22 protein-coding genes are annotated in these 21060 nt (G+C 59.8%); 13 read left to right on the plus strand and 9 right to left on the minus strand.

Features of this window, described 5'->3' with window-relative positions:
* Positions 1-18 precede the first annotated feature (18 nt).
* The 3 genes from ACM6IK_RS12850 to ACM6IK_RS12860 all read left to right on the plus strand — a co-directional run bounded on the left by ACM6IK_RS12850 (position 19) and on the right by ACM6IK_RS12860 (position 2533).
* On the plus strand, positions 19-1398 hold the full coding sequence (locus ACM6IK_RS12850) for a sodium:solute symporter (protein WP_414874639.1): 1380 nt from the start codon (positions 19-21) through the stop codon (positions 1396-1398).
* A gap of 85 nt (positions 1399-1483) precedes the next feature.
* Positions 1484-2209: an MBL fold metallo-hydrolase gene (locus ACM6IK_RS12855; protein WP_414874640.1), complete on the plus strand. Its 726-nt coding sequence runs from the start codon at positions 1484-1486 to the stop codon at positions 2207-2209.
* Between the two features lie 72 nt (positions 2210-2281).
* A complete protein-coding gene (locus ACM6IK_RS12860; RefSeq protein ID WP_108218566.1) occupies positions 2282-2533 on the plus strand; it encodes a phosphopantetheine-containing protein in 252 nt (83 codons plus the stop codon).
* Between the two features lie 102 nt (positions 2534-2635).
* Here the strand turns inward: ACM6IK_RS12860 and ACM6IK_RS12865 are convergent, their stop codons facing one another.
* Entirely contained in the window at positions 2636-2764 is a 129-nt protein-coding gene (locus ACM6IK_RS12865) for a PA1414 family protein (RefSeq protein ID WP_007972508.1), read from the minus strand.
* Between the two features lie 135 nt (positions 2765-2899).
* The gene (gene ptrR / locus ACM6IK_RS12870; RefSeq protein WP_218432364.1) at positions 2900-3793 is read right to left on the minus strand and encodes a putrescine utilization regulator PtrR; all 894 of its coding nucleotides are present in this window, start codon (positions 3791-3793) and stop codon (positions 2900-2902) included.
* Between the two features lie 104 nt (positions 3794-3897).
* Between ptrR and ACM6IK_RS12875 the strand changes: the two genes are divergently transcribed.
* A complete protein-coding gene (locus ACM6IK_RS12875; RefSeq protein ID WP_414874641.1) occupies positions 3898-5079 on the plus strand; it encodes an MFS transporter in 1182 nt (393 codons plus the stop codon).
* Here the strand turns inward: ACM6IK_RS12875 and ACM6IK_RS12880 are convergent.
* Together ACM6IK_RS12880 and ACM6IK_RS12885 are read right to left on the minus strand one after the other, a co-directional pair.
* Positions 5024-5956, minus strand: a complete 933-nt coding sequence (locus ACM6IK_RS12880) for a DMT family transporter (RefSeq protein ID WP_414874642.1) — start codon at positions 5954-5956, stop codon at positions 5024-5026. The two genes, ACM6IK_RS12875 and ACM6IK_RS12880, sit on opposite strands and share 56 nt — an antisense overlap.
* Positions 5957-5993: 37 nt before the next feature.
* Entirely contained in the window at positions 5994-6830 is an 837-nt protein-coding gene (locus ACM6IK_RS12885) for a S1 RNA-binding domain-containing protein (RefSeq protein ID WP_218432361.1), read from the minus strand.
* 351 nt (positions 6831-7181) lie between these two features.
* Here ACM6IK_RS12885 and ACM6IK_RS12890 point away from each other — a divergent pair, with 351 nt between their 5' ends.
* The 3 genes from ACM6IK_RS12890 (at position 7182) to ACM6IK_RS12900 (ending at position 9363) form a co-directional block, all read left to right on the plus strand.
* Entirely contained in the window at positions 7182-7370 is a 189-nt protein-coding gene (locus ACM6IK_RS12890) for a hypothetical protein (RefSeq protein ID WP_015096330.1), read from the plus strand.
* A gap of 233 nt (positions 7371-7603) precedes the next feature.
* Positions 7604-8473 (plus strand): DUF6279 family lipoprotein, encoded by an 870-nt coding sequence (locus ACM6IK_RS12895; protein WP_414874643.1) that lies wholly within the window; start codon positions 7604-7606, stop codon positions 8471-8473.
* A gap of 155 nt (positions 8474-8628) precedes the next feature.
* Positions 8629-9363 carry a DUF899 domain-containing protein gene (locus ACM6IK_RS12900; protein WP_414874644.1) on the plus strand — a complete coding sequence of 245 codons (735 nt, stop codon included), beginning with the start codon at positions 8629-8631 and terminating at the stop codon, positions 9361-9363.
* Positions 9364-9523: 160 nt separating this feature from the next.
* Here ACM6IK_RS12900 and ACM6IK_RS12905 read toward each other — a convergent pair whose 3' ends face one another.
* The gene (locus ACM6IK_RS12905) at positions 9524-10864 is read right to left on the minus strand and encodes a DEAD/DEAH box helicase (RefSeq protein ID WP_108218558.1); all 1341 of its coding nucleotides are present in this window, start codon (positions 10862-10864) and stop codon (positions 9524-9526) included.
* A 192-nt stretch (positions 10865-11056) separates the two neighbouring features.
* Here ACM6IK_RS12905 and ACM6IK_RS12910 point away from each other — a divergent pair, with 192 nt between their 5' ends.
* Positions 11057-12355 (plus strand): mechanosensitive ion channel family protein, encoded by a 1299-nt coding sequence (locus ACM6IK_RS12910; protein WP_414874645.1) that lies wholly within the window; start codon positions 11057-11059, stop codon positions 12353-12355.
* A 146-nt stretch (positions 12356-12501) separates the two neighbouring features.
* Here the strand turns inward: ACM6IK_RS12910 and ACM6IK_RS12915 are convergent, their stop codons facing one another.
* Positions 12502-13146 (minus strand): hydrolase, encoded by a 645-nt coding sequence (locus tag ACM6IK_RS12915; protein WP_108218556.1) that lies wholly within the window; start codon positions 13144-13146, stop codon positions 12502-12504.
* A gap of 158 nt (positions 13147-13304) precedes the next feature.
* Between ACM6IK_RS12915 and ACM6IK_RS12920 the strand changes: the two genes are divergently transcribed.
* Positions 13305-14192, plus strand: a complete 888-nt coding sequence (locus ACM6IK_RS12920) for a LysR substrate-binding domain-containing protein (protein WP_414874646.1) — start codon at positions 13305-13307, stop codon at positions 14190-14192.
* A 135-nt stretch (positions 14193-14327) separates the two neighbouring features.
* Here ACM6IK_RS12920 and ACM6IK_RS12925 read toward each other — a convergent pair whose 3' ends face one another.
* From ACM6IK_RS12925 to ACM6IK_RS12935, 3 genes are all read right to left on the minus strand, one after another.
* A complete protein-coding gene (locus ACM6IK_RS12925) occupies positions 14328-15194 on the minus strand; it encodes a carboxylate/amino acid/amine transporter (protein ID WP_414874647.1) in 867 nt (288 codons plus the stop codon).
* Positions 15195-15536: 342 nt separating this feature from the next.
* Positions 15537-16136 carry an FMN-dependent NADH-azoreductase gene (locus tag ACM6IK_RS12930; protein WP_046043697.1) on the minus strand — a complete coding sequence of 200 codons (600 nt, stop codon included), beginning with the start codon at positions 16134-16136 and terminating at the stop codon, positions 15537-15539.
* 271 nt (positions 16137-16407) lie between these two features.
* Positions 16408-16722 carry a 3-phosphoglycerate kinase gene (locus ACM6IK_RS12935; RefSeq protein ID WP_414874648.1) on the minus strand — a complete coding sequence of 105 codons (315 nt, stop codon included), beginning with the start codon at positions 16720-16722 and terminating at the stop codon, positions 16408-16410.
* Between the two features lie 49 nt (positions 16723-16771).
* Between ACM6IK_RS12935 and ACM6IK_RS12940 the strand changes: the two genes are divergently transcribed.
* The 4 genes from ACM6IK_RS12940 to ACM6IK_RS12955 all read left to right on the plus strand — a co-directional run bounded on the left by ACM6IK_RS12940 (position 16772) and on the right by ACM6IK_RS12955 (position 21000).
* Positions 16772-17695, plus strand: a complete 924-nt coding sequence (locus ACM6IK_RS12940; RefSeq protein WP_414874649.1) for a LysR family transcriptional regulator — start codon at positions 16772-16774, stop codon at positions 17693-17695.
* A gap of 14 nt (positions 17696-17709) precedes the next feature.
* Positions 17710-18513: an alpha/beta fold hydrolase gene (locus ACM6IK_RS12945; RefSeq protein WP_414874650.1), complete on the plus strand. Its 804-nt coding sequence runs from the start codon at positions 17710-17712 to the stop codon at positions 18511-18513.
* Positions 18514-18516: 3 nt separating this feature from the next.
* The gene (locus ACM6IK_RS12950) at positions 18517-19074 is read left to right on the plus strand and encodes a peptidylprolyl isomerase (protein WP_414874651.1); all 558 of its coding nucleotides are present in this window, start codon (positions 18517-18519) and stop codon (positions 19072-19074) included.
* Between the two features lie 93 nt (positions 19075-19167).
* The gene (locus ACM6IK_RS12955) at positions 19168-21000 is read left to right on the plus strand and encodes an ABC transporter ATP-binding protein (RefSeq protein WP_414874652.1); all 1833 of its coding nucleotides are present in this window, start codon (positions 19168-19170) and stop codon (positions 20998-21000) included.
* Positions 21001-21060 lie beyond the last annotated feature (60 nt).

Genomic DNA, 21060 nt, shown 5'->3' on the forward strand with positions numbered 1-21060 from the left:
AATCGGAGACACGCCATAATGGCTTTGGATTTATTCGTCGTACTCATCTACGCCGCCGCGATGCTGATACTCGGCTACTACGGCATGCGCAAGGCCAAGACCAACGAAGACTTTTTGGTCGCCGGTCGCAACCTCGGCCCAAGCCTGTACATGGGCACCATGGCTGCCACCGTCCTGGGCGGCGCGTCCACCGTGGGCACCGTGCGTCTGGGCTACGTGCATGGCATCTCCGGTTTCTGGCTGTGTGCGGCCCTCGGTTGCGGGATCGTGGCGCTGAACCTTTTCCTCGCCAAACCGCTGCTGAAACTGAAGATCTACACCGTTACCCAGGTGCTGGAAAAACGCTACAACCCGATGGCCCGCTCCGCGAGCGCGGTGATCATGCTGGCCTACGCGCTGATGATCGGCGTGACTTCGATCCTGGCGATCGGCACCGTGCTGCAAGTGCTGTTCGGCCTGCCGTTCTGGATCTCGGTACTGCTCGGTGGCGGCGTGGTGGTGATCTACTCCGCCATCGGCGGCATGTGGTCGCTGACCCTGACCGACATCGTCCAGTTCGTGATCAAGACCGTAGGCCTGATGTTCATCCTGTTGCCAATCTGCCTGTACCGCGTTGGCGGCTGGGATGAGTTGGTGTTGAAACTGCCGGCGGCGAGCTTCAGCTTCACCACCATCGGCTGGGACACCATCATCACCTACTTCATGATCTACTTCTTCGGCATCCTGATCGGTCAGGACATCTGGCAACGGGTGTTCACCGTCAAGACAGCCAAAGTGGCTCAGGTTGCCGGTACCGCTGCCGGGATCTATTGCATCCTCTATGGCCTGGCCTGCGCCCTGATCGGCATGGCTGCACACGTACTGATCCCGGATCTGGACAACGTCAACAACGCCTTCGCCGCCATCGTCAAACTGTCCCTGCCGGACGGTATCCGTGGCCTGGTGATCGCTGCCGCACTGGCCGCCATGATGTCCACCGCCAGCGCCGGCCTGCTGGCCGCTGCCACCACCCTGACCGAAGACCTGCTGCCGAAACTGCGTGGCGGCAAACAGTCGAGCCTGGCGATCAACCGCCTGTTCACCCTGTTGACCGGTATCGTGGTGCTGGGCATCGCCCTGATCGTGAACGACGTGATCAGCGCCCTGACCCTGGCCTACAACCTGCTGGTAGGCGGCATGTTGATCCCGCTGATGGGCGCCATCTTCTGGAAACGCGCCACCACCGCCGGCGCCATCGCCAGCATGGGTATGGGCTTCGCCACTGCGCTGCTGTTCATGTTCAAGGACGGTCTGGACGCCAATACCCCGATCTACTACAGCCTCGGCGTTGGCCTGGTGAGCTTCGTGCTGGTCAGCCTGCTGTCCCGTCGCCCGGTGACTGTAGCCAGCGCTGCGTAGACTGAAAACAATGGAATGACTTTTTCTTCGACGAGTGTGGCGTCGGTTGCCATACTCGTTTTTTTTCGTCTGGAGAAAACATTTTATGAAGATTGTTTCTCGCGACCAGTGGTTCGAAGTGAAACCGCTCAGTGACGGCATCCGCCTGATTCACGAGCCGTACATCCGCCCCTTCTACCGCTGCAACCTCTGGCACATCCAGGGTCGTGACAAAGACCTGCTGCTGGACAGCGGCTCGGGCCTGGTCAGCCTGCGCGAGCAACTGCCGTGGATCACCGAGCGACCGCTGGTGGCGGTGGCCAGCCACTGCCATTTCGATCACATCGCCGGCCATCACGAATTCACCGAGCGCCTGGTACATCCGGCCGAGGCGGACATTCTGGCCGCGCCGGATGGCGACAACGACCTGAGCAAAGCCTTTGTCGGCGACGACATGTTCGAAGCCCACCCCGATTGCCCGCTGTGCTACGCCGAATACCGGGTCAAAGCGGCACCGGCCACAGGGTTTATCGAAGATGGAGATGTGCTGGACCTGGGCAATAGGGTGTTGCAGGTCGTGCACACACCGGGACACTCGCCGGGTGGCATCTGCCTGTACGAAGCCGCCACCGAGACTTTGTTCAGCGGCGACATCATCTACGACGGCCCGCTGGTCGAAGACGCCTACCATTCCAACCTCGATGATTACGCCCGCAGCCTGCAACGCTTGTACGCGCTGCCGATCCGTACGGTGCATGGCGGGCATTTCGACAGTTTTTCCGGGGAACATTTGCGCAACATGATTGACCAATGGCAGCGCTCACACGGCTAAAGCCTGCTGTACTCAACGGCAGGAACTGCTCCGGCACAGAGAATAAAACCGCCTCCTCCTCGAAGAACGCTCATGAAAAAAGCTGCCGTTCGTGCTGTCGTGCACCGCTACATCAGCCGCCTGCTGGAAGGCCGGGATGACTTCGACGACAACGTCAGCCTGGCGCAATTGGGATTGGATAAAGAAGATATCGAAGAGTTGATCTTCCATCTGGAAGATGAATTGGGTGTGACGGCGTTGACCGCCAGGGAAGACCGGATGCTCAAGACCGCCAGGACGGCGAATGATTTGAGCCGGTTTTTGCTGGAGATTGGGCGGTATTGAAACGGTAAATGGCAAGCATGCTGTTCTGTGGCGAGGGGGCTTGTCGGACCGCCGCACCCCCTCGCCACAAAAAGCCCCTCATCAGTCAGATAGCATCAGCCATTACCGGCGACGCTGCTGGCGTCGGCGCTGTTCGTCGTCAGTACGAACAGGCACAGGTTGCAGAGGCGGCTCGATCAAACCGAGAGCCACGCCCAGGTCATGCAGCCAGTTTTGAATTTTCTCTTTCATGATGCCCCCTTCAGGGTAGTGCCGAGCGGCCAAAATTCTGTAGCCCCTTCGCACAGATAATAGTCCGAAGTCCTACGCAATGCTCGCGCAAAGTCGCAACGATCTGTTACTGAATCCATCACAATCAGCCTGTGTTCAGGCAATTTCCTGCGCCTGCACCGGTGCCGGCGGAAAAACCACCTGCTGCTGCTCGATCCAGGCATTCAGGTTGGCCCCGACCATGCCCTTGCGCCACATCAGCCAGGTGGTAGCGCTGGCGAACGGCTCGGCCAGCGGATGCACTGCCACACTCTCACGGCCCGGCAGGCTGGCGAGCATCGCCTGCGACATCAGTGCCACACCGGAACCGGCAATCACACACGCCAGCATCCCCGGATAGGACTCGATCTCCATCGCCCGGCCCATGGCCGCGTGGTCATGGGCGAACCAGGCCTCCAGGCGCATGCGGTAGGAGCAGCCCTGGCGAAAGGTGAACACCGAACGACCTTGCACATCCAGCGCGCTGCGCACGGGTGGATGATCGGCCTCGCTGATCAGCACCAGGCGCTCGTCGCACAGGGGCACCCCGTCGAGCCCGGCCAGTTCCATGGGGCCATCCACCAGCGCCGCATCGAGTCGGCCGGTGAGCAGGCCTTCGAGCAATTCACCGCTGGGTCCGGATTGCACTTGCAGGTTCACGGCCGGATACAAGCGGTGGTAGCGCGCCAATAGCCGCGGAAGATGAATCGCCGCCGTGCTGTACATGGTGCCGAGTACGAAGTCTCCCGCCGGCTGTCCGCCCTGCACAGCCGCGCTGGCTTCGTCGCGTAAGGCAAACAGCCTCGCGGTGTAGTCCAGCAGGACTTTTCCCGCAGGCGATAACTGCAAGCGCTGACGCTCGCGCAGGAACAGTTCGACACCCAGTTGCTCCTCCAGCTGTTTGAGCCGGGTCGACAGGTTCGACGGCACTCGATGCAGCCGTTCGGCGGCTCGGGTTATGGACCCTTCTTGCGCCACCGCCTGGAAGATGCGCAATTGGCTGAACTCCACGACATTCTCCAAAAAAGAACAAGTTGCTCACTATTATTCATTTTTAAAGAAAGTCAATCAGTCCTAGCCTGACGGTCATAGATCTTCTGAACGGAATCCAGACCATGTCTCCCTTGATTCGCTTATCCGCCAGTTTCGTTGCCCTGATGATGGCCATGGGCATTGGCCGTTTTGCCCTGACACCGCAACTGCCGCACCTGCTCAGCGAAGGTCAGATCGACCTGACCGCCGCCGGACTGATTGCCGCCGCCAATTACCTCGGTTATTTCATCGGCGCGGTGGACGCCATGTTCTCCCTGCGTCCCGCGCAAGTGCGCCGGCGCTTGCTCGGCGGATTGTGGCTCTGCGTACTGCTGACCCTGGCGTCGTTCTGGGCCAATGGTTTCTGGTCGCACTTGCTGCTGCGCTTCGGCACCGGTGTGGCCAGCGCCTGGGTGCTGGTGATGATCACCGCCCTGAGCCAGCCGCTCGCGGCAGAAGCCGGTCGCCCACGATTAGGCGCCCTGGTCTTCGCCGGACCGGGTTTGGGAATTTTTCTGACAGGTTTACTGGCCTTGGGCTCGAATCTGCTGGGCCAGACTTCCGCTACCTTGTGGCTGGTGTATGCCGCCACAGGGCTGGCGATGCTGCTGGGGATCCTGCCATTGCTGCCACAACCGGGCGCAACCGCGACTGCTGCGCCCAGCGCCAACCCATCGCACACCCAAGGCATCGGTCGTCTGGGCTGGATCTATGGCTTGTACGGATTGGGCTACATCATCCCCGCGACCTTTCTGTCGCAGATGGCCAACGCGCAATTCCATGGCCAATGGCAGGCCGACCTGTTCTGGCCGTGCTTTGGTCTGGCGGCTGCCACGGGAGTGGTGCTGGTGAGTCTGCGTCGCCAAAGGCCGGGAGCAACGCGCCACTGGTTGATGGCGACGTTATGGCTGCAAGCCGCTGGCGTGTTCGCCTGCCTGCTGGGTAACGGGCCAGGTCTGGTGTTGGGTGTGATCCTGTGCGGCACGCCATTCCTGGCTTGCATGCAACTGGTGATGCAACGCTCCCGGGAACTGGCGCCCCACGCTACCCAGCGCAATGCCGGCCTGCTGACGGCCTGCTTCGCCGTGGGCCAACTGAGCGGGCCATTGCTGGCGGCGCTGAGCAATCATTTCAGTGGCGGTTTGCAGCCGGCACTGGCGGTCGCCGGCTGCGGTCTGTTGATCGCCGGCGGTCTGTTGCTCGCGCCGGTCAGTGCTGACCGAGGGCTTTGCGCAAACGACGGCGCAGCCACTGCTCAGCGCTGACAAAAGTGATGCCCGCCAACACCAGCACTGCACCGATGACAAAGTTCAGGCTCAGTTCCTCGCCGAGCAGCACCACTCCGAACGTGACGCCGAACAATGGCGTCATGAACGAAAACACCGCGATGTTGGCTGCCAGGTAACGGCGCAGCAGCCAGAACCAGATCAGGTAACTGAAGAACGACACGACCACGCCCTGAAACAGCACACTGGCGACCGCCACGCTGGTCAGGCTGACATGGGTGATCTGGCCGCTGAGCAGCGCAATCAACAACAAGCCGAAGAAGCCGACAATCAACTGATAGAACAACGTCAGGGTCACCGGCGCTTCCGACAGGCGCGAGGCCCGCACCACCACTGTGGTCGCACCCCAGGCGGCACCCGCCAGCACACCCAGGGCATCGCCCATCAACATGCGGTAATCAAGGTTGTCCCAGGACAACCCGCCGGCAAAGGCGATGGCAATTCCGATAAAGGCCAGGACAATCCCCAGCCATTGCAAGGGCCTCAAACGCTCACTGGGCAGCAACCAGTGCACGCCCAATGCGGTGAAGATCGGCGCGGTGTAGAGGAACACCGACATGTGCGCCGCCGTGGTCAATTGCAGGCCTTCGGAAATGAAGAAGAACTCCAGGCCGAACAAGGCACCGGCCAACAGACCGCCGCGCCATGTCGTACCCACCTGGTTCCAGCCGCCCTTCCAGCAAATCAGCAGCCCGACCAGTAACGCCGACATGCCGGAACGTCCGGCCGCCTGCATCACCGGCGCGATATCGGCCGCCGCCCACTTGATCATCACTTGTTGAACGCCCCAGACCAGGCACAACCCGACCATCACTTGCAGGGCAAACCCGTCGGCGCTGCGCCGGGTGGCGCTCACCGGAACACCTCAAAGACACAATCCATGGCAAGTGGAATCAACTGAGCTCAATGCGATCGGCATGAATGACAATCTGGCCATTCTTGTACAACGCACCAATGGCCTTCTTGAAGTTGCCCTTGCTGACACCAAAAAGGCTGCTGATCAACGCCGGATCGCTCTTGTCGCTGACCGCCAGGCTGCCGTTGTTTTCACGCAACCTGGCGAGGATCTTCGAGTTCAGGCTGGTGGCCGCTTCCTGGCCGACCGGCTGCAGGCTCAGGCTGATCTTGCCGTCGGCGCGAACTTCCTTGATGAAGCCCTTCTCTTCTTTACCGGCGCGCATGAACTTGAAGATTTCGTTCTTGTGGATCAGGCCCCAATGCTTGTTGTTGATGATGGCCTTGAAACCCATGTCCGTCGCTTCGGCCACCAGCAGATCCACTTCCTGACCCGCGGTGTAATTGGCCGGGGTCTTGTCCAGGTAGCGATCCAGGCGCGCGGTCGCGGTGATGCGGCGGGTGTGCTTGTCGAGGTAGACGTGCACTACCACATACTCGCCCGCCGTCATCTGACGCTTCTCTTCGGAGAACGGCAGCAACAGGTCTTTCGGCAACCCCCAGTCCAGGAATACGCCGATGCTGTTGACTTCAACAACTTTCAAACTGGCGAATTCACCGACTTGAACTTTCGGTTTTTCAGTAGTTGCGATGAGTTTGTCATCGCTGTCCAGATAAATAAAAACGTTGAGCCAGTCTTCATCTTCGCTAGGAATATCTTTTGGAATATAACGATTAGGCAGAAGGATTTCGCCATCCGCACCACCGTCCAGATATAAACCGAAGTTAGTGTGTTTAACCACTTGCAAACTGTTGTAACGCCCGACTAAAGCCATGTCCAATACCCTCATTGCGTGGGCGGCATTCTACCCGTTTTTAGGCGCCGCGTTCGGCACCCGGCCCGGTGGTATGAGAAATTCCTCTGAAGACCTTGATTTTCCGGGGTTCGCATCGAGCACCTGGCCGCTCGTCAGACCGATCCGGGTATTTACGCCATGCTCAGGCCAGCGTAACGCGGTATTTTTCCAGGCAATGTTCTTAGTTAAAACAGCGGCTTAGACGCCTATTTCGAATACTGGCCGATGCCTGATTACCCCGACTTCACAATTATGGCGAGGGGATATTTGCCAAGCAATTATCAGGTAATTCCTGTACGATGCCTGGCCAAGTTAATTTTCTACAGGTTAATGGCCGCCATGCGTGTAAAAGCATCCACCAGCAAAGCAAAGCCAGCTCCAGCCGTCGAAACCAGCGAATCGATCAACAGCCAGATCGCTGCGTTCCTCAAGTCCGGCGGTGAAATCCAGCAAATTGCCAAAGGCGTCAGCGGCCAGACATTCGGCCCGTCCAAGCAGATCACCCTGGGCAAAAAGTAACTCCCTCGCGTCACCTGGTCCCAAAGCGCTTTGAGCTTCGAAGCGCTTGGACTGGAACCCTCGCTTCTCCCCTGCGACACTCCAAATCAAATCCTGCGAAAATCATCGACCTCGACCTGATCTACAGCGATTGCTCCCCTGCGCGGCAGCAGTTGCCAGGCTGAACTGCCGGGCTCAATCTGGGCTCACATGAGTATCAGCCCCCGAAGGCTGGCTTTCGCAAGGATTCGCCCATGTCCCGCTGGTTCAATCACATCGCCATAGTACTGACCATCGTCCTCACCCTCGGTGCGTGCAGCCGCGTGGGCCTGGCCTACCGCAACCTCGATGTGATCATTCCGTGGACGCTCAGCGACTACCTGGACATGAACGGCGAGCAAAAAAGCTGGCTGAACGAACGCCTGAAGGAACACCTGAGCTGGCACTGCACCACCCAATTGCCCGGCTACCTCGACTGGCTGGACCGCCTGCAAACCATGATCGCCACCAACCAGGTCACCGATGCCGCCTTACAGGCCCGCGCCCGCGAAGCCGAACAGGCGATCGCCGAGACCGCTCGGGAAATAACCCCGTCGGCCGTCGAGTTGCTGCAAGGGCTGGATGACAAGCAAGTTAGCGAAATGAACGATGCCTTCGCCAAGGACCAGCGCAAACGCCAGGAGGAATACCTCAAGCCCTCCCTCTCCCAGCAGATCGAGGAGCGTGGCGAACGCATGGAAAAGCGCCTGAACGACTGGCTCGGGCCTTTGAGCATTTCGCAGCGACAGCGAGTCGCCACCTGGTCCAACGCCTTGGGCGACCAGAACACCCAGTGGATTGCCAACCGTATCCATTGGCAGAAGCAGTTCAGCGCAGCCGTTGCGCAACGCCAGAGTCCACAATTCCCACAACGGATCGAGACACTTCTGGTCAATCGCGAGAGTTTGTGGACGCCCGCCTATCGTCAAGCCTTCGCCAACACCGAAGCCCAGGTGCGCTCGCTGTTCGTGGATCTGATGGCCGAAAGCACGCCGAACCAGCGTGAGCGTTTGCTGAAAAAAATCGAGCGAGTAAGGAAGGATTTCAGTGACTTGAAGTGTTTAAAAACGCTGAAACAAAGTTAAGCCCCACACAATTCCCCTGTGGGCGATCCTATGGTTGAGGTGATGCCTTCAGCCGGGCTTCTGCTGACGACTGACCGGCGGTATGTCGAATTCCATGCAAGCCAAACGACCAGGTTGTGTAAGTCACCTCCCCGCCCCACGCAGGAGAAAACATCATGAACCTTCAAAATCACCCCGTCGTGTCGCGGGAAGAATGGCTCGTCGCACGCAAACAGCACCTTGCCCACGAAAAAGCCTTTACCAAGGAACGGGACAGACTCAGCGCCGAACGCCGCGCCCTGCCCTGGGTGAGAATCGACAAGGACTACCGCTTCCAGGGGCCCAACGGCGAACTGAAACTGGCGGACCTGTTTGGCGGACGCAGTCAATTGGTCATCTACCACTTCATGTTTGGCAAAGGCTGGGACGAAGGTTGCTCTGGCTGCTCGTTCCTCTGCGATCACATCGACGGCGCCAACCAGCACCTGGCCCACCATGACGTGGCCGTGGTAGCAGTTTCCCACGCACCCTTCGCTGAATTCCAGGCGTTCAAGCGGCGCATGGGCTGGAAGTTCGACTGGGTGTCGTCAGCAGGTTCTGACTTCAACTACGACTTCGGCGTCAGTGCCCGAGCCGAAGACGTCGTCGCCGGAACCGCTACGTACAACTACGAAAAAACCGACGGTTCCGAGGAAGAACTCCCCGGCCTCAGCGTGTTTTATCGCAATGACGCCGGGGAAATTTTCCATACCTACTCCACCTACGCCCGAGGTCTGGACATGCTGGTCGGCGCCTACAACTACCTTGACCTGACGCCCAAGGGCCGTAACGAAGAGGAGATCATGGAGTGGGTGCGGCATCACGACAAATATGAGGAACAGGAGCAGTCGAGCTGCTGTCATGGGGGTTAGCCCCAGGCACCGAGGCGCGACCTTCGCGGGCAAGCCACGCTCCCACAAGTTTTGTGTCGTACACAAGATATGTGTTCACACCAGGCCCCTGTGGGAGCGGGCTGGGCGCACATAAAAAAACCGGGCATCAGTCCGGTTTTTTTTGAGTCACGACAACGGCTTACTCAGCCGCCGGCGCTTCCGGCTTGCGGCGCTTGAGCGGGGCCATGCCGTCCTTGCTGACCAGCGAGTCGCTCTTCGGCCGGTTGGCGCTCTTGCGCTTGGTCGGGGTTTTGGCGGCGGTTTTCTTCTTGTCGCCCTTGGCGTCGGTCTTTTTCTTCTTCACGCCGACGGCCTTGCCCGAGGCCTTGACCTTTTTCGGTCCGCCGTAGGTGCCTTTGACTTCCTTGATGGTGCGGCGCTCGAAGCTCTGCTTGAGGTAGCGCTCGATGCTCGACATCAGGTTCCAGTCGCCGTGGCAGATCAGCGAAATGGCCAGGCCATCGTTGCCGGCACGGCCGGTACGACCGATGCGGTGCACGTATTCGTCGCCGCTGCGCGGCATGTCGAAGTTGATCACCAGGTCCAGACCGTCCACGTCCAGACCGCGGGCAGCGACGTCGGTGGCCACGAGGATTTTCACGCCGCCCTGCTTCAGGCGGTCGATCGCCAGTTTGCGATCCTTCTGGTCTTTCTCGCCGTGCAGCACGAACGCTTTGTATTCCTGCGCCACCAGACGGCCGTAGATGCGGTCGGCCATGGCCCGGGTGTTGGTGAAGACGATAGCCTTCTGGTAGGTCTCGTTGGCCAGCAGCCAGTTGACGATCTGTTCTTTGTGCTGATTGTGGTCAGCGGTAATGATTTGCTGGCGGGTGGTGTCGTTCAGCTGGCTGACCGCATTGAGCTGCAAGTGCTCAGGGTTGTTCAGGACCTTGGCGATCATCTCGCGCAGACCCGAACCACCGGTCGTAGCGGAGAACAGCATGGTCTGCTGACGGTTGGTGCACTCTTCCACCAGACGCTGCACGTCCTCGGCGAAGCCCATGTCGAGCATGCGGTCGGCTTCGTCGAGCACCAGTACTTCAACTTCTTTCAGGTCGAGGTTGCCGGCGTTCAGTTGCTCGATCATCCGGCCCGGCGTACCGATCAGGATGTCCGGCACCTTGCGCAGCATGGCGGCCTGGACCTTGAAGTCTTCGCCGCCAGTGATCAGGCCGGACTTGATGAAGGTGAACTGCGAGAAGCGTTCAACTTCTTTCAGGGTCTGCTGGGCCAGTTCGCGGGTCGGCAACAGGATCAGGGTCTTGATGCTGACGCGGATTTTCGCCGGGCCGATCAGACGGTTGAGGATGGGCAAAACGAATGCAGCGGTTTTGCCGCTACCGGTTTGCGCCGTCACCCGCAGGTCACGCCCTTGGAGCGCCAGCGGGATGGCCGCTGCTTGCACAGGCGTTGGCTCGACAAATTTCAGCTCGGCCACGGCTTTGAGCAGGCGTTCGTGCAGGGCGAATTGGGAAAACACGGGTGCTACCTCGAAGAAATGCAAAAAAACAGCTGCATAGGGTAACGGTTTCGAGCGCTCAGGCCGAGTTTCTTTATACAAATGGCGTTAAACAGTTGGTTTTTTGTTGCCTGGTTTTTCCCGAAACGTAATACAAAGCGTCTTAAATGCTCTAATCCCCTCTCGCGCCTTACAGAAGAATCGTTTTCGACCATGGATATCAAACAGCTCTGGACCAACGTCCTGGACCTTTGGGGTGCCCTCGACCAGCACCCGCTCGTGCACTCCAGCCTGTCGCTGTTGCTGCTGTTGGTGATTGCCCTGTTCCTCGGACGGGTGGCGCGCTACCTCATTCTGCACGCGACGAAAATGCTCGGCCGCCAGCCGACCTTGCACTGGATCAATGATTTCCTGCAGAACAAGGTGTTCCATCGCCTGGCGCAAATCACGCCTTCGCTGGTGATCCAGTTCGGTCTCAACCTGGTGCCGGACCTGAGCAAGGCCAGTCTGAATTTCCTCGGCAACGTCGCGCTGTCCTTCACCTTGCTGTTTCTGCTGCTGTCGGTCAGCGCCCTGCTCAATGCCCTGCTGGACATCTACGCCCGCACCGAGCATGCCCGCACCCGTTCGATCAAAGGCTATGTGCAACTGGCGAAAATGGTGTTGTACGTGTTTGGCGCGATCATCATCGTCGCCACGCTGATCGACCGCTCGCCGCTGTTGCTGCTCTCGGGGCTGGGTGCCATGTCGGCGGTGATTCTGCTGGTCTACAAGGACACCTTGTTGTCGTTCGTCGCCAGCGTGCAGTTGACCAGCAACGACATGCTGCGGGTCGGCGACTGGATCGAGATGCCCCAGGTCGGCGCCGACGGCGATGTGGTGGACATCACGCTGCACACAGTCAAAGTGCAGAACTTCGACAAGACCATCGTCTCGATCCCGACCTGGCGCCTGATGTCCGAGTCATTCAAGAACTGGCGCGGTATGCAGGCTTCCGGTGGTCGCCGGATCAAACGCAGCCTGTTCATCGACGCCAGCGGCGTACGCTTTCTGCGTGACGACGAAGAGCAGAAGCTGTCCCAGGTGCACTTGCTCACCGATTACATGACCCGCAAACAGGCCGAACTCAAGGCCTGGAACGAAGCCCAGGGCAACGTCGCGGCCATGTCCGCCAACCGCCGGCGGATGACCAATATCGGCACTTTGCGCGCCTATGCGCTGGCTTACCTGAAGAGTCACACGGAGATCCAGCCGAACATGACCTGCATGGTGCGTCAGATGCAGACAACGGCCCAGGGTATTCCGCTGGAAATCTACTGTTTCACCCGCACTACGGCGTGGGCCGATTACGAGCGAATCCAGGGGGATATTTTCGACTACCTGCTGGCGGTGCTGCCGGAGTTTGGGTTGAGTCTTTACCAGCAGCCGAGCGGATCGGATTTGCGTGCGGGGATATTGCCGGCGGTGCTGGGCGCGAGCCATCTTCCCGAAGCCGAAAAACGCAGGGTGTAACACCGTCAAAACCTGTGGGAGCGAGCTTGCTCGCGATGAGGTCGTGCCAGTCAACATAGGTGTCGTCTGACAGTCCGCAATCGTCGGAACGCCGCCCGGAGCAAGCCCGCTCCCACAAGGGTTACATCGTTTTCAGAATTTGCGAGTTACTTGACCTGCCGCTGCGGTGCCTTGTGCACCATGGTGTAGGCGTAGTCCACGCCCATGCCGTACGCGCCGCTGTGTTCCAGCACCAGTTCCATCACCGCCTCGTAGGTATCCTTGTGCGCCCAGTCACGCTGGTATTCGAGCAACACTTGCTGCCAGGTCACCGGTACCGCGCCGGCCTGAATCATCCGTTGCACCGACATGTCGTGGGCTTCCTTGCTGGTGCCGCCGGAGGCGTCGGTGACGATGTACACCTCGTAGCCTTCAGCCAGGGCTTCCAGTGCCGGGAAAGTCAGGCAGACCTCGGTCCACAGCGCGGCGATGATCAGCTTTTTGCGCCCGGTGGCTTTCACCGCGTCTACCAGTGCCTTGTCTTCCCAGGAGTTCATCGAGGTGCGCTCGATCGGTTTTTGCTCCGGGTGCACGGCCAGCAATTCGGGCCAGATGTAGCCGCTGAAGCTTTCGGTTTCGACCGAGGTGTAGATGGTCGGTACGTTGAAGATCTTCGCCGCCTTGGCCAGGCCAACGGTGTTGTTCTTCAGGGTCTGACGATCGATGGACTGAACGCCGAATGCCATTTGCGGCTGGTGGTCGATCAGGATCAGGGCGGAGTTGGTTGGGTTGAGCAGTTCACGAATAGACATGGCGCGTTCCTTTTGATGTCGATACTTCGAATGGGTAAGGGGTTAGTCGACGCTGCCTTCAGCGGCGTTGTCGTCGGCTTGGATGTCACTTTAGGGGCTGGCGATAAAAGGGACAATTACCTAAAATAGAGAATCATTGATTCTAAATTAGGGACAATATGGATCGCATCGAATGCATGCGCGCCTTCGTCGTCACGGTCGGCGAGAACGGCTTCGCCGCAGCCGCCCGGGCCATGGACGTGCCGCGCTCGAAAGTCAGTAAACAGATTCAGGCACTGGAAGAAGCCATCGGCGTGCAATTGCTGCAACGCACCACCCGCAGCCTGCACCTGACCGAGGCCGGGGCCGAGTATTTCGATGCAGCACGAGAGGTGTTGGCAGCACTGGACGAGGCCGAGCAACGCGCCCGTGACGGCATCGGCGAGTTACGCGGTGTGTTGCGGGTCAATGCGCCGATGTCGTTCGGTCTTCGGCGGCTGGGGCCGTTGATTCCGCTGTTTCATGAACAGCACCCGAACATTGAGCTGCAACTGGTGCTCAGCGACCAGCAGGTCGATCCCGTGCGGGGCGGGTTTGACGTGACCATCCGCATCGCCAGCATGCCCGACTCGACGATGATCGCCCGGCAACTGGCGCCCGCACCGCGCATCATGGTGGCGTCCCCGGCTTATCTCGACCGCGCGGGCGTTCCGCAGACTCCGCAGGATCTGCGCGCCCACCAATGCCTGAACTACGGGTATCTGCAAAGCGGTGTCAGCCTGCAACTGTGCAATGGCAAGGAAACCCAGCGGGTGAACGTCACCGGTCCATTGCACGCCAATAATGGCGACTTGCTCGCCCAGGCGGCCGAAGCCGGCATGGGCATCGCCCTGCTGCCCGACTTCATCGTCGAGGATGCGCTGGTGGCCGGGCGGCTGGTGCCGGTGCTGTGCGAATGGCAAGCCCCGGCGATCACCATCAACGCGGTGTATTCGTCGGCGCGGCGGGTGCCGCAGAAGACCCGGGCGTTTATCGAGTTTCTGGTGGGGCAACTGGCGCCGAAATGATTTTCGCAGATCACACAATCCCTTGTAGGAGCGAGCCTGCTCGCGATGGCGGAGTGTCAGTCGACGATGATGTTGCCTGATCCACCGCAATCGCGAGCAGGCTCGCTCCTACAGGGATATCGGGTTATCCAGGGTTCAGTGAACGGCCAGAGGTTTGCGTGCGCCCAACCGACTGATCCACACCGCCATCAAAATCACCGAACCGCCGAGAAACAACCGCCCCAGTTCTTCATGCTGGTTCCAGATCAGCAGATTGATCAGCAACCCCACCGGCACATGCAGGTTGTTCATCACCGCCAGCGTCCCGCCATTGACCATGCACGCACCCTTGTTCCACCAGTAGAGCCCCAAAGCGGTCGAGACCAGGCCGAGGAACAGCAGCACACCCCATTGCAACGGCGCTTCGGGCAGGAAGTTCTGTTTGCCGAATAGTAGAAACGCCGGCAACACCACCGCCAGCGCGCCGAGGTAGAAGTAGCCGAAGCGACGGTAATGTGGCAGGTCGCTCGGGTGGCGTGCGACCAGGTGTTTGTACAGCACCTGGCCAGCGGCGTAGGTGAAGTTGGCCAGTTGCAGCAACAGGAAACCCATGAGGAAGTCCGGGTTGATCCGGTCAAAGCGAATCACCGCAGCCCCCGCCACCGCCACCAGCGCCGCGACCAGGGCCCAGGGATTGAAGCGACGGTTCAGTGCATCTTCGATCAGGGTCACGTGCAGCGGCGTGAGGATGGTGAACAACAACACTTCCGGCACCGTCAGTACACGAAAGCTCAGGTACAGGCAGACGTAGGTCACGCCAAACTGCAACGCGCCGATCAGCAGCATGCCGCGCATGAATGCCGGCTCAACCGAGCGCCAGCGGGTCAGCGGGATGAACACCAGCCCCGCCAGCAGTACGCGTACCAGCACTGCGAAGTAACTGTCGACATGACCGGCCAGGTACTCGCCGATCAAACTGAAGGAAAACGCCTGGATCAGCGTGACAAAAAGTAGATAGCCCATGCTCGCCTCATTTCGAATGGCGGCGACGATAGCGGGTTTTGCTGCTGATCGCGAACACCCAGATAATACAAATTCCTTGTGGGAGCGAGCTTGCTCGCGATAGCGGAGGATCAGTCAACATCATTGTCGACTGATACTCCGTCATCGCGAGCAAGCTCGCTCCCACAGGTTTTTAGGTGTTTGTCAGATCACAGGCAAAAAAAAGCCCGATCTCGCTAAAGCGTTCAATCGGGCAAGAGCACTCAGGGGCAACAAGTGCGAAGGGAGGTTCGATGCGCGTACAGGCTTGAAGGGTTGCGCCAGGTCACTAGACCATCCAGCGATTATCTGGCGATTAACCGGTCAGGCCACTTGCGAGAGCTTGGCGTTCGCCTGGTTCAGGCCTTTCTCCTGGAAGTCACCGCCCAGGTTCATGCCTTCGGCGTGGATGAACGTCACGTCGTGGATGCCGATGAAGCCCATGACCTGACGCAGGTAGGGTTCCTGGTGATCGGCGGTGCTGCCGGCGTAGATGCCGCCGCGGGCCGTCAACACATAGGCTCGCTTGCCGCTGAGCAGGCCTTGCGGGCCGGTTTCGGTGTACTTGAAGGTCACGCCGGCCCGCAGCACATGGTCGAGCCAGGCTTTCAGGGTGCTGGGGATGGCGAAGTTGTACATCGGTGCGGCCATCACCAGTACATCGGCGGCGAGCAATTCGTCGGTCAACTGGTTGGAGCGTTCCAGAGACGCCTGTTCGATGTCGCTGCGCTGCTCGGCGGGTTTCATCCAGCCACCCAGCAGGTTGATGTCCAGGTGCGGCACCGGCTTCACGGCCAGGTCGCGGACGGTGATCTGGTCATTCGGGTGAGCGGCTTTCCACTGGCTGATGAAGGTCTGGGTCAGTTGACGGGAAACCGAGTCTTGCTGACGGGCACTGCTTTCGATGATCAGAACGCGGGACATGGGATGTAGCCTCCATCTGAGAATGCTGTAGGTCGATGGAGTGAAGGTTAAACAGAGTCATATCGATGAAAAAGCGCAAATAACTGCTACAACCCATCGATAAATTCGTTTATAAGCAAACCATGCCGCCTGTAGGAGCGAGTCCTGTGGTGAGGGGGCTTGTCGGAACGCCGCATCGCCCCGTTTGAGTACGCAGCACTCACAAGATCTTCGGTGCACCAGAGATTTTGGGGCTGCTTCGCCACAGGCCCGCTCCCACAGGAGTTTGAAGTCATTTCGGGGTACAGGTCAGCCCGATGCGCAATTTGATGATGTTGCGGCTGAATTTGGCCGTGGCGTTTTTGTGTTTGCCGGCCGGTACGTCGATCTTGCGGGTGCGCGGAGCTTCAGGGCCATTGCTGAAAACCGCCTTGCAGCTCGCATCGACGTCGCCGTAGTTGGCGACCCGGATGGAGCCGATATCGCTATCGGTATCGAAGGTTTCGTAGTCGATCTTCATTCCGTTGAGGTTCTTCTGTACATCAATCGGGTAAGCCATCGCCGTCAGCGGCAGCAGCGCCAGCAGCACACAACAGAATTTTTTCATTCAGCAGCCTCCAGTAAGGGCTGCCAGCTTAGGACAAGAGGAGCTCCACATGAAAGCGCCCCGCGTGACCCTTGATCAATGGCGAACGCTGCAAGCCGTGGTCGATCACGGTGGTTTCGCCCAGGCCGCCGAGGCACTGCATCGCTCACAATCGTCGGTCAGCTACACCGTGGCCCGTATGCAGGATCAGCTCGGCGTGCCGTTGCTGCGCATCGACGGGCGCAAAGCCGTGCTGACCGAAGCCGGCGGCGTGCTGTTGCGCCGCTCCCGGCAATTGGTGAAACAGGCCAGTCAGCTGGAAGACCTGGCCCATCACATGGAGCAGGGCTGGGAAGCCGAAGTGCGTCTGGTGGTCGATGCCGCTTACCCAAGCGCCCGCCTGGTCCGCGCCTTGACCGCGTTCATGCCGCAAAGCCGTGGCTGCCGGGTGCGCCTGCGTGAGGAAGTGCTGTCGGGCGTGGAAGAAGTCCTGCTCGAAGGTGTGGCCGACCTGGCCATCACCGGGTTCAGCATTCCCGGTTACCTGGGCGCAGAATTGAGTGACGTCGAGTTCGTCGCCGTCGCCCACCCGGAGCATTCCCTGCACCTCCTCAAGCGTGAACTGAGCTTCCAGGACCTGGAAAGCCAGATGCAAGTGGTGATCCGCGACTCGGGCCGCCAGCAACCACGGGACGTCGGCTGGCTCGGTGCCGAACAGCGCTGGACCGTCGGCAGCCTGGCCACCGCCGCAACCTTCGTCAGCAGCGGTCTGGGGTTTGCGTGGCTGCCCCGGCACATGATCGAACGGGAACTCAAGGAAGGTACGCTCAAGCTGCTACCGTTGGATCAGGGCGGTAGCCGCAACCCGAGCTTTTACCTGTATTCGAACAAGGACAAACCGCTCGGGCCGGCCACGCAGATTCTCATCGAGCTGCTGCGCACGTTTGATACCGCACCACTGGACGCACCGTTCGCCGCCCCCGAACAAGCCTGACACGGAGTGTATGCATGGCCTATTTCGAACACGAAGGTTGCAACCTGCACTATGAGGAATATGGCCACGGCACGCCGCTGCTGCTGGTCCACGGTCTGGGCTCCAGCACGCTGGACTGGGAAAAACAGATCCCGGCACTGGCCACCCGCTACCGGGTGATCGTCCCGGATGTGCGCGGTCACGGTCGCTCCGACAAACCCCGGGAGCGCTACAGCATTGCCGGATTCAGCGCAGACCTGATTGCACTGATCGAGCACCTCAATCTCGGCCCGGCACATTATGTCGGCCTGTCGATGGGCGGTATGATCGGCTTCCAGCTGGGCGTGGATCAGCCGCAACTGCTCAAGAGCCTGTGCATCGTCAACAGCGCCCCCGAGGTCAAACTGCGCAGCCGCGATGACTACTGGCAGTGGTTCAAGCGCTGGAGCCTGATACGCGCCCTTAGCCTGGGCACCATCGGCAAGGCGCTGGGCGGCAAATTGTTCCCCAAGCCCGAGCAGGCCGACTTGCGACAAAAGATGGCCGAACGCTGGGCAAAAAACGATAAACATGCTTATCTCGCCAGCTTCAATGCCATTGTCGGCTGGGGGGTTCAGGAACGACTTTCGAAGGTCACCTGTCCAACCCTCATCGTCAGTGCCGACCGTGACTACACACCGGTGGCGCTGAAGGAAAACTACGTCAAACTGCTGCCCGACGCGCGGCTGGTGGTGATCGCCGATTCCCGCCACGCCACGCCGCTGGACCAGCCGGAACACTTCAACCAGACACTGCTGGAATTTCTGACCGCAGTCGACACCACCACTCAGGATCACTGACCCATGCTGAAAAAAATCGCCCTCGCCGCAGGCTCCGTCCTGTTTGCCGCCAACCTGATGGCCGCGACGCCGGAAAAGGCCCCGCACGTACTGCTGGACACCACCAACGGCCAGATCGAAATCGAACTGGACCCGGTCAAGGCCCCGATCAGTACCAGGAACTTCCTTGAGTACGTCGACAGCGGCTTCTACAACAACACGATTTTCCACCGGGTGATTCCGGGTTTCATGGTCCAGGGCGGCGGCTTCACCCAGGCCATGCAGCAAAAAGATACCAAGGACCCGATCAAGAACGAGCACAAGAACGGCCTGGTCAACGTGCGTGGCACCTTGTCCATGGCCCGTACCTCGGTGCCTGACTCGGCCACCAGCCAGTTCTTCATCAACGTCAAGGACAACGACTTCCTTGACCAGGGCGACGGCTACGCGGTGTTCGGCAAAGTGGTCAAAGGCATGGACGTGGTCGATATCATCGTCAATTCGCCAACCACCGTTCGTGGCGGCATGAAGGACGTACCGGCCGATCCGGTGTTCATCAAGTCGGCCAAGCGCATCGACTGAGACTAAGCTGGACAAGGATGTCCGAGCGGTTGCCGGCTTTGCCGGCAACGCTCAAACCGTTTAAAGGAGAGCCCGTTCGCGGGCGAAAAAAACATGCTTTATCGCCGTTTTGAAAAACTGATCGATGTTTTCCGTGAAGCACCGACGGCGTCTCCGCCGGACCGGGTTTTCCCTTTCTACACTTATTACCTCAAGCAGGTCTGGCCGAGCTTCGCCGCCCTGCTGATCGTCGGCCTGATGGGTGCCTTGATCGAAGTGGCATTGTTCAGCTACCTGAGCCGCATCATCGACCTGGCCCAAGGCACGCCGAACATCAATTTGTTCCAGGAACACGCCCTCGAACTGACCTGGATGGTGGTGGTTGCGCTGGTGCTGCGCCCGATCTTTGTCGGCCTGCATGACCTGCTGGTGCACCAGACCCTGAGCCCCAGCATGACCAGCATGATCCGCTGGCAGAACCACAGCTACGTGCTCAAGCAAAGCCTGAATTTCTTCCAGAACGACTTCGCCGGGCGCATCGCCCAACGCATCATGCAAACCGGCAACTCACTGCGCGATTCCGCCGTGCAGGCCGTGGATGCCCTGTGGCATGTGCTGATTTACGCCATCAGCTCCCTGGTGCTGTTCGCCGAAGCGGACTGGCGCCTGATGCTACCGCTGCTGACCTGGATCGTCGCATTCATCAGTGCCCTCTGTTACTTCGTGCCAAGGGTGAAGGATCGCTCGGTGATGGCCTCCGATGCGCGTTCCAAACTCATGGGGCGGATTGTCGACGGCTACACCAATATCACCACCCTGAAGCTGTTCGCCCACACCAACTTCGAACAGCAATACGCCCGCGAAGCCATCAAGGAACAGACCGAGAAGGCGCAACTGGCCGGTCGCGTGGTCACCAGTATGGACGTGGCCATCACCAGCATGAACGGCTTGCTGATCGTCTGCACCACCGGCCTGGCCCTGTGGTTGTGGACCCAGTCATTGATCAGCGTGGGTGCCATCGCCCTGGCCACCGGCCTGGTGATCCGCATCGTCAACATGTCCGGCTGGATCATGTGGGTGGTCACCGGCATTTTCGAAAACATCGGCATGGTGCAGGACGGTCTGCAGACCATTTCGCAACCGGTCTCCGTTACCGACCGCGACCAGGCCAAACCCCTGGCGGTGGCCCGTGGCGAAGTGCGCTTCGAACAGGTGGACTTCCACTATGGCAAGCGGAGCGGGATCATCGGCGACCTCAACCTGACCATCAAGGCCGGTGAGAAAATCGGCCTGATCGGCCCGTCCGGTGCCGGCAAATCGACCCTGGTGAACCTGCTGCTGCGCCTGTACGACGTCGAAGGCGGACGCATCCTGATCGACGGCCAGAACATCGCCGACGTCAGCCAGGAAAGCCTGCGCGAACGCATCGGCATGATCACCCAGGACACCTCGCTGCTGCACCGTTCGATCCGCGACAACCTGCTGTATGGCAAGCCCGACGCCACCGACGCCCAACTCTGGGAAGCGGTGCACAAGGCCCGGGCTGACGGCTTCATTCCTTCACTGTCGGACGCCGAAGGCCGCACCGGTTTCGATGCCCACGTCGGTGAGCGCGGGGTGAAACTCTCCGGCGGCCAGCGCCAGCGCATCGCCATTGCCCGTGTGCTGCTCAAGGACGCGCCGATCCTGATCATGGACGAGGCCACCTCGGCACTGGATTCGGAAGTCGAAGCGGCGATCCAGGAAAGCCTCGAAACCCTGATGCAGGGCAAAACCGTGATCGCCATCGCTCACCGGCTCTCGACCATCGCCCGGATGGACCGGCTGGTGGTGCTGGAAAACGGCAAGATCGCCGAAACCGGCAGCCATGCGGAGCTGCTCGCCCATGGCGGTTTGTATGCGCGGTTATGGCAACACCAGACCGGTGGGTTTGTCGGGATCGATTGATCCCCTGAACAACACACCAATCCCACAGGGGGCCCAGTGAAGCCGAAAGATTTTAGAAAA

Source organism: Pseudomonas sp. IT-196MI5, assembly GCF_949767415.1.
Lineage (GTDB): Bacteria > Pseudomonadota > Gammaproteobacteria > Pseudomonadales > Pseudomonadaceae > Aquipseudomonas.

Coding starts and splice junctions, on each gene's coding strand:
- ACM6IK_RS12915 (WP_108218556.1), bottom strand. CDS start 13,146: ATGTCTATTCGTGAACTGCTCAACCCAACCAACTCCGCCCTGATCCTG.
- ACM6IK_RS12850 (WP_414874639.1), top strand. CDS start 19: ATGGCTTTGGATTTATTCGTCGTACTCATCTACGCCGCCGCGATGCTG.
- ACM6IK_RS12930 (WP_046043697.1), bottom strand. CDS start 16,136: ATGTCCCGCGTTCTGATCATCGAAAGCAGTGCCCGTCAGCAAGACTCG.
- ACM6IK_RS12925 (WP_414874647.1), bottom strand. CDS start 15,194: ATGGGCTATCTACTTTTTGTCACGCTGATCCAGGCGTTTTCCTTCAGT.
- ACM6IK_RS12910 (WP_414874645.1), top strand. CDS start 11,057: ATGGATATCAAACAGCTCTGGACCAACGTCCTGGACCTTTGGGGTGCC.
- ACM6IK_RS12895 (WP_414874643.1), top strand. CDS start 7,604: ATGTCCCGCTGGTTCAATCACATCGCCATAGTACTGACCATCGTCCTC.
- ACM6IK_RS12935 (WP_414874648.1), bottom strand. CDS start 16,722: ATGAAAAAATTCTGTTGTGTGCTGCTGGCGCTGCTGCCGCTGACGGCG.
- ACM6IK_RS12900 (WP_414874644.1), top strand. CDS start 8,629: ATGAACCTTCAAAATCACCCCGTCGTGTCGCGGGAAGAATGGCTCGTC.
- ACM6IK_RS12920 (WP_414874646.1), top strand. CDS start 13,305: ATGGATCGCATCGAATGCATGCGCGCCTTCGTCGTCACGGTCGGCGAG.
- ACM6IK_RS12890 (WP_015096330.1), top strand. CDS start 7,182: ATGGCCGCCATGCGTGTAAAAGCATCCACCAGCAAAGCAAAGCCAGCT.
- ACM6IK_RS12955 (WP_414874652.1), top strand. CDS start 19,168: ATGCTTTATCGCCGTTTTGAAAAACTGATCGATGTTTTCCGTGAAGCA.
- ACM6IK_RS12860 (WP_108218566.1), top strand. CDS start 2,282: ATGAAAAAAGCTGCCGTTCGTGCTGTCGTGCACCGCTACATCAGCCGC.
- ACM6IK_RS12945 (WP_414874650.1), top strand. CDS start 17,710: ATGGCCTATTTCGAACACGAAGGTTGCAACCTGCACTATGAGGAATAT.
- ACM6IK_RS12940 (WP_414874649.1), top strand. CDS start 16,772: ATGAAAGCGCCCCGCGTGACCCTTGATCAATGGCGAACGCTGCAAGCC.
- ACM6IK_RS12885 (WP_218432361.1), bottom strand. CDS start 6,830: ATGGCTTTAGTCGGGCGTTACAACAGTTTGCAAGTGGTTAAACACACT.
- ACM6IK_RS12875 (WP_414874641.1), top strand. CDS start 3,898: ATGTCTCCCTTGATTCGCTTATCCGCCAGTTTCGTTGCCCTGATGATG.
- ACM6IK_RS12855 (WP_414874640.1), top strand. CDS start 1,484: ATGAAGATTGTTTCTCGCGACCAGTGGTTCGAAGTGAAACCGCTCAGT.
- ACM6IK_RS12950 (WP_414874651.1), top strand. CDS start 18,517: ATGCTGAAAAAAATCGCCCTCGCCGCAGGCTCCGTCCTGTTTGCCGCC.
- ACM6IK_RS12865 (WP_007972508.1), bottom strand. CDS start 2,764: ATGAAAGAGAAAATTCAAAACTGGCTGCATGACCTGGGCGTGGCTCTC.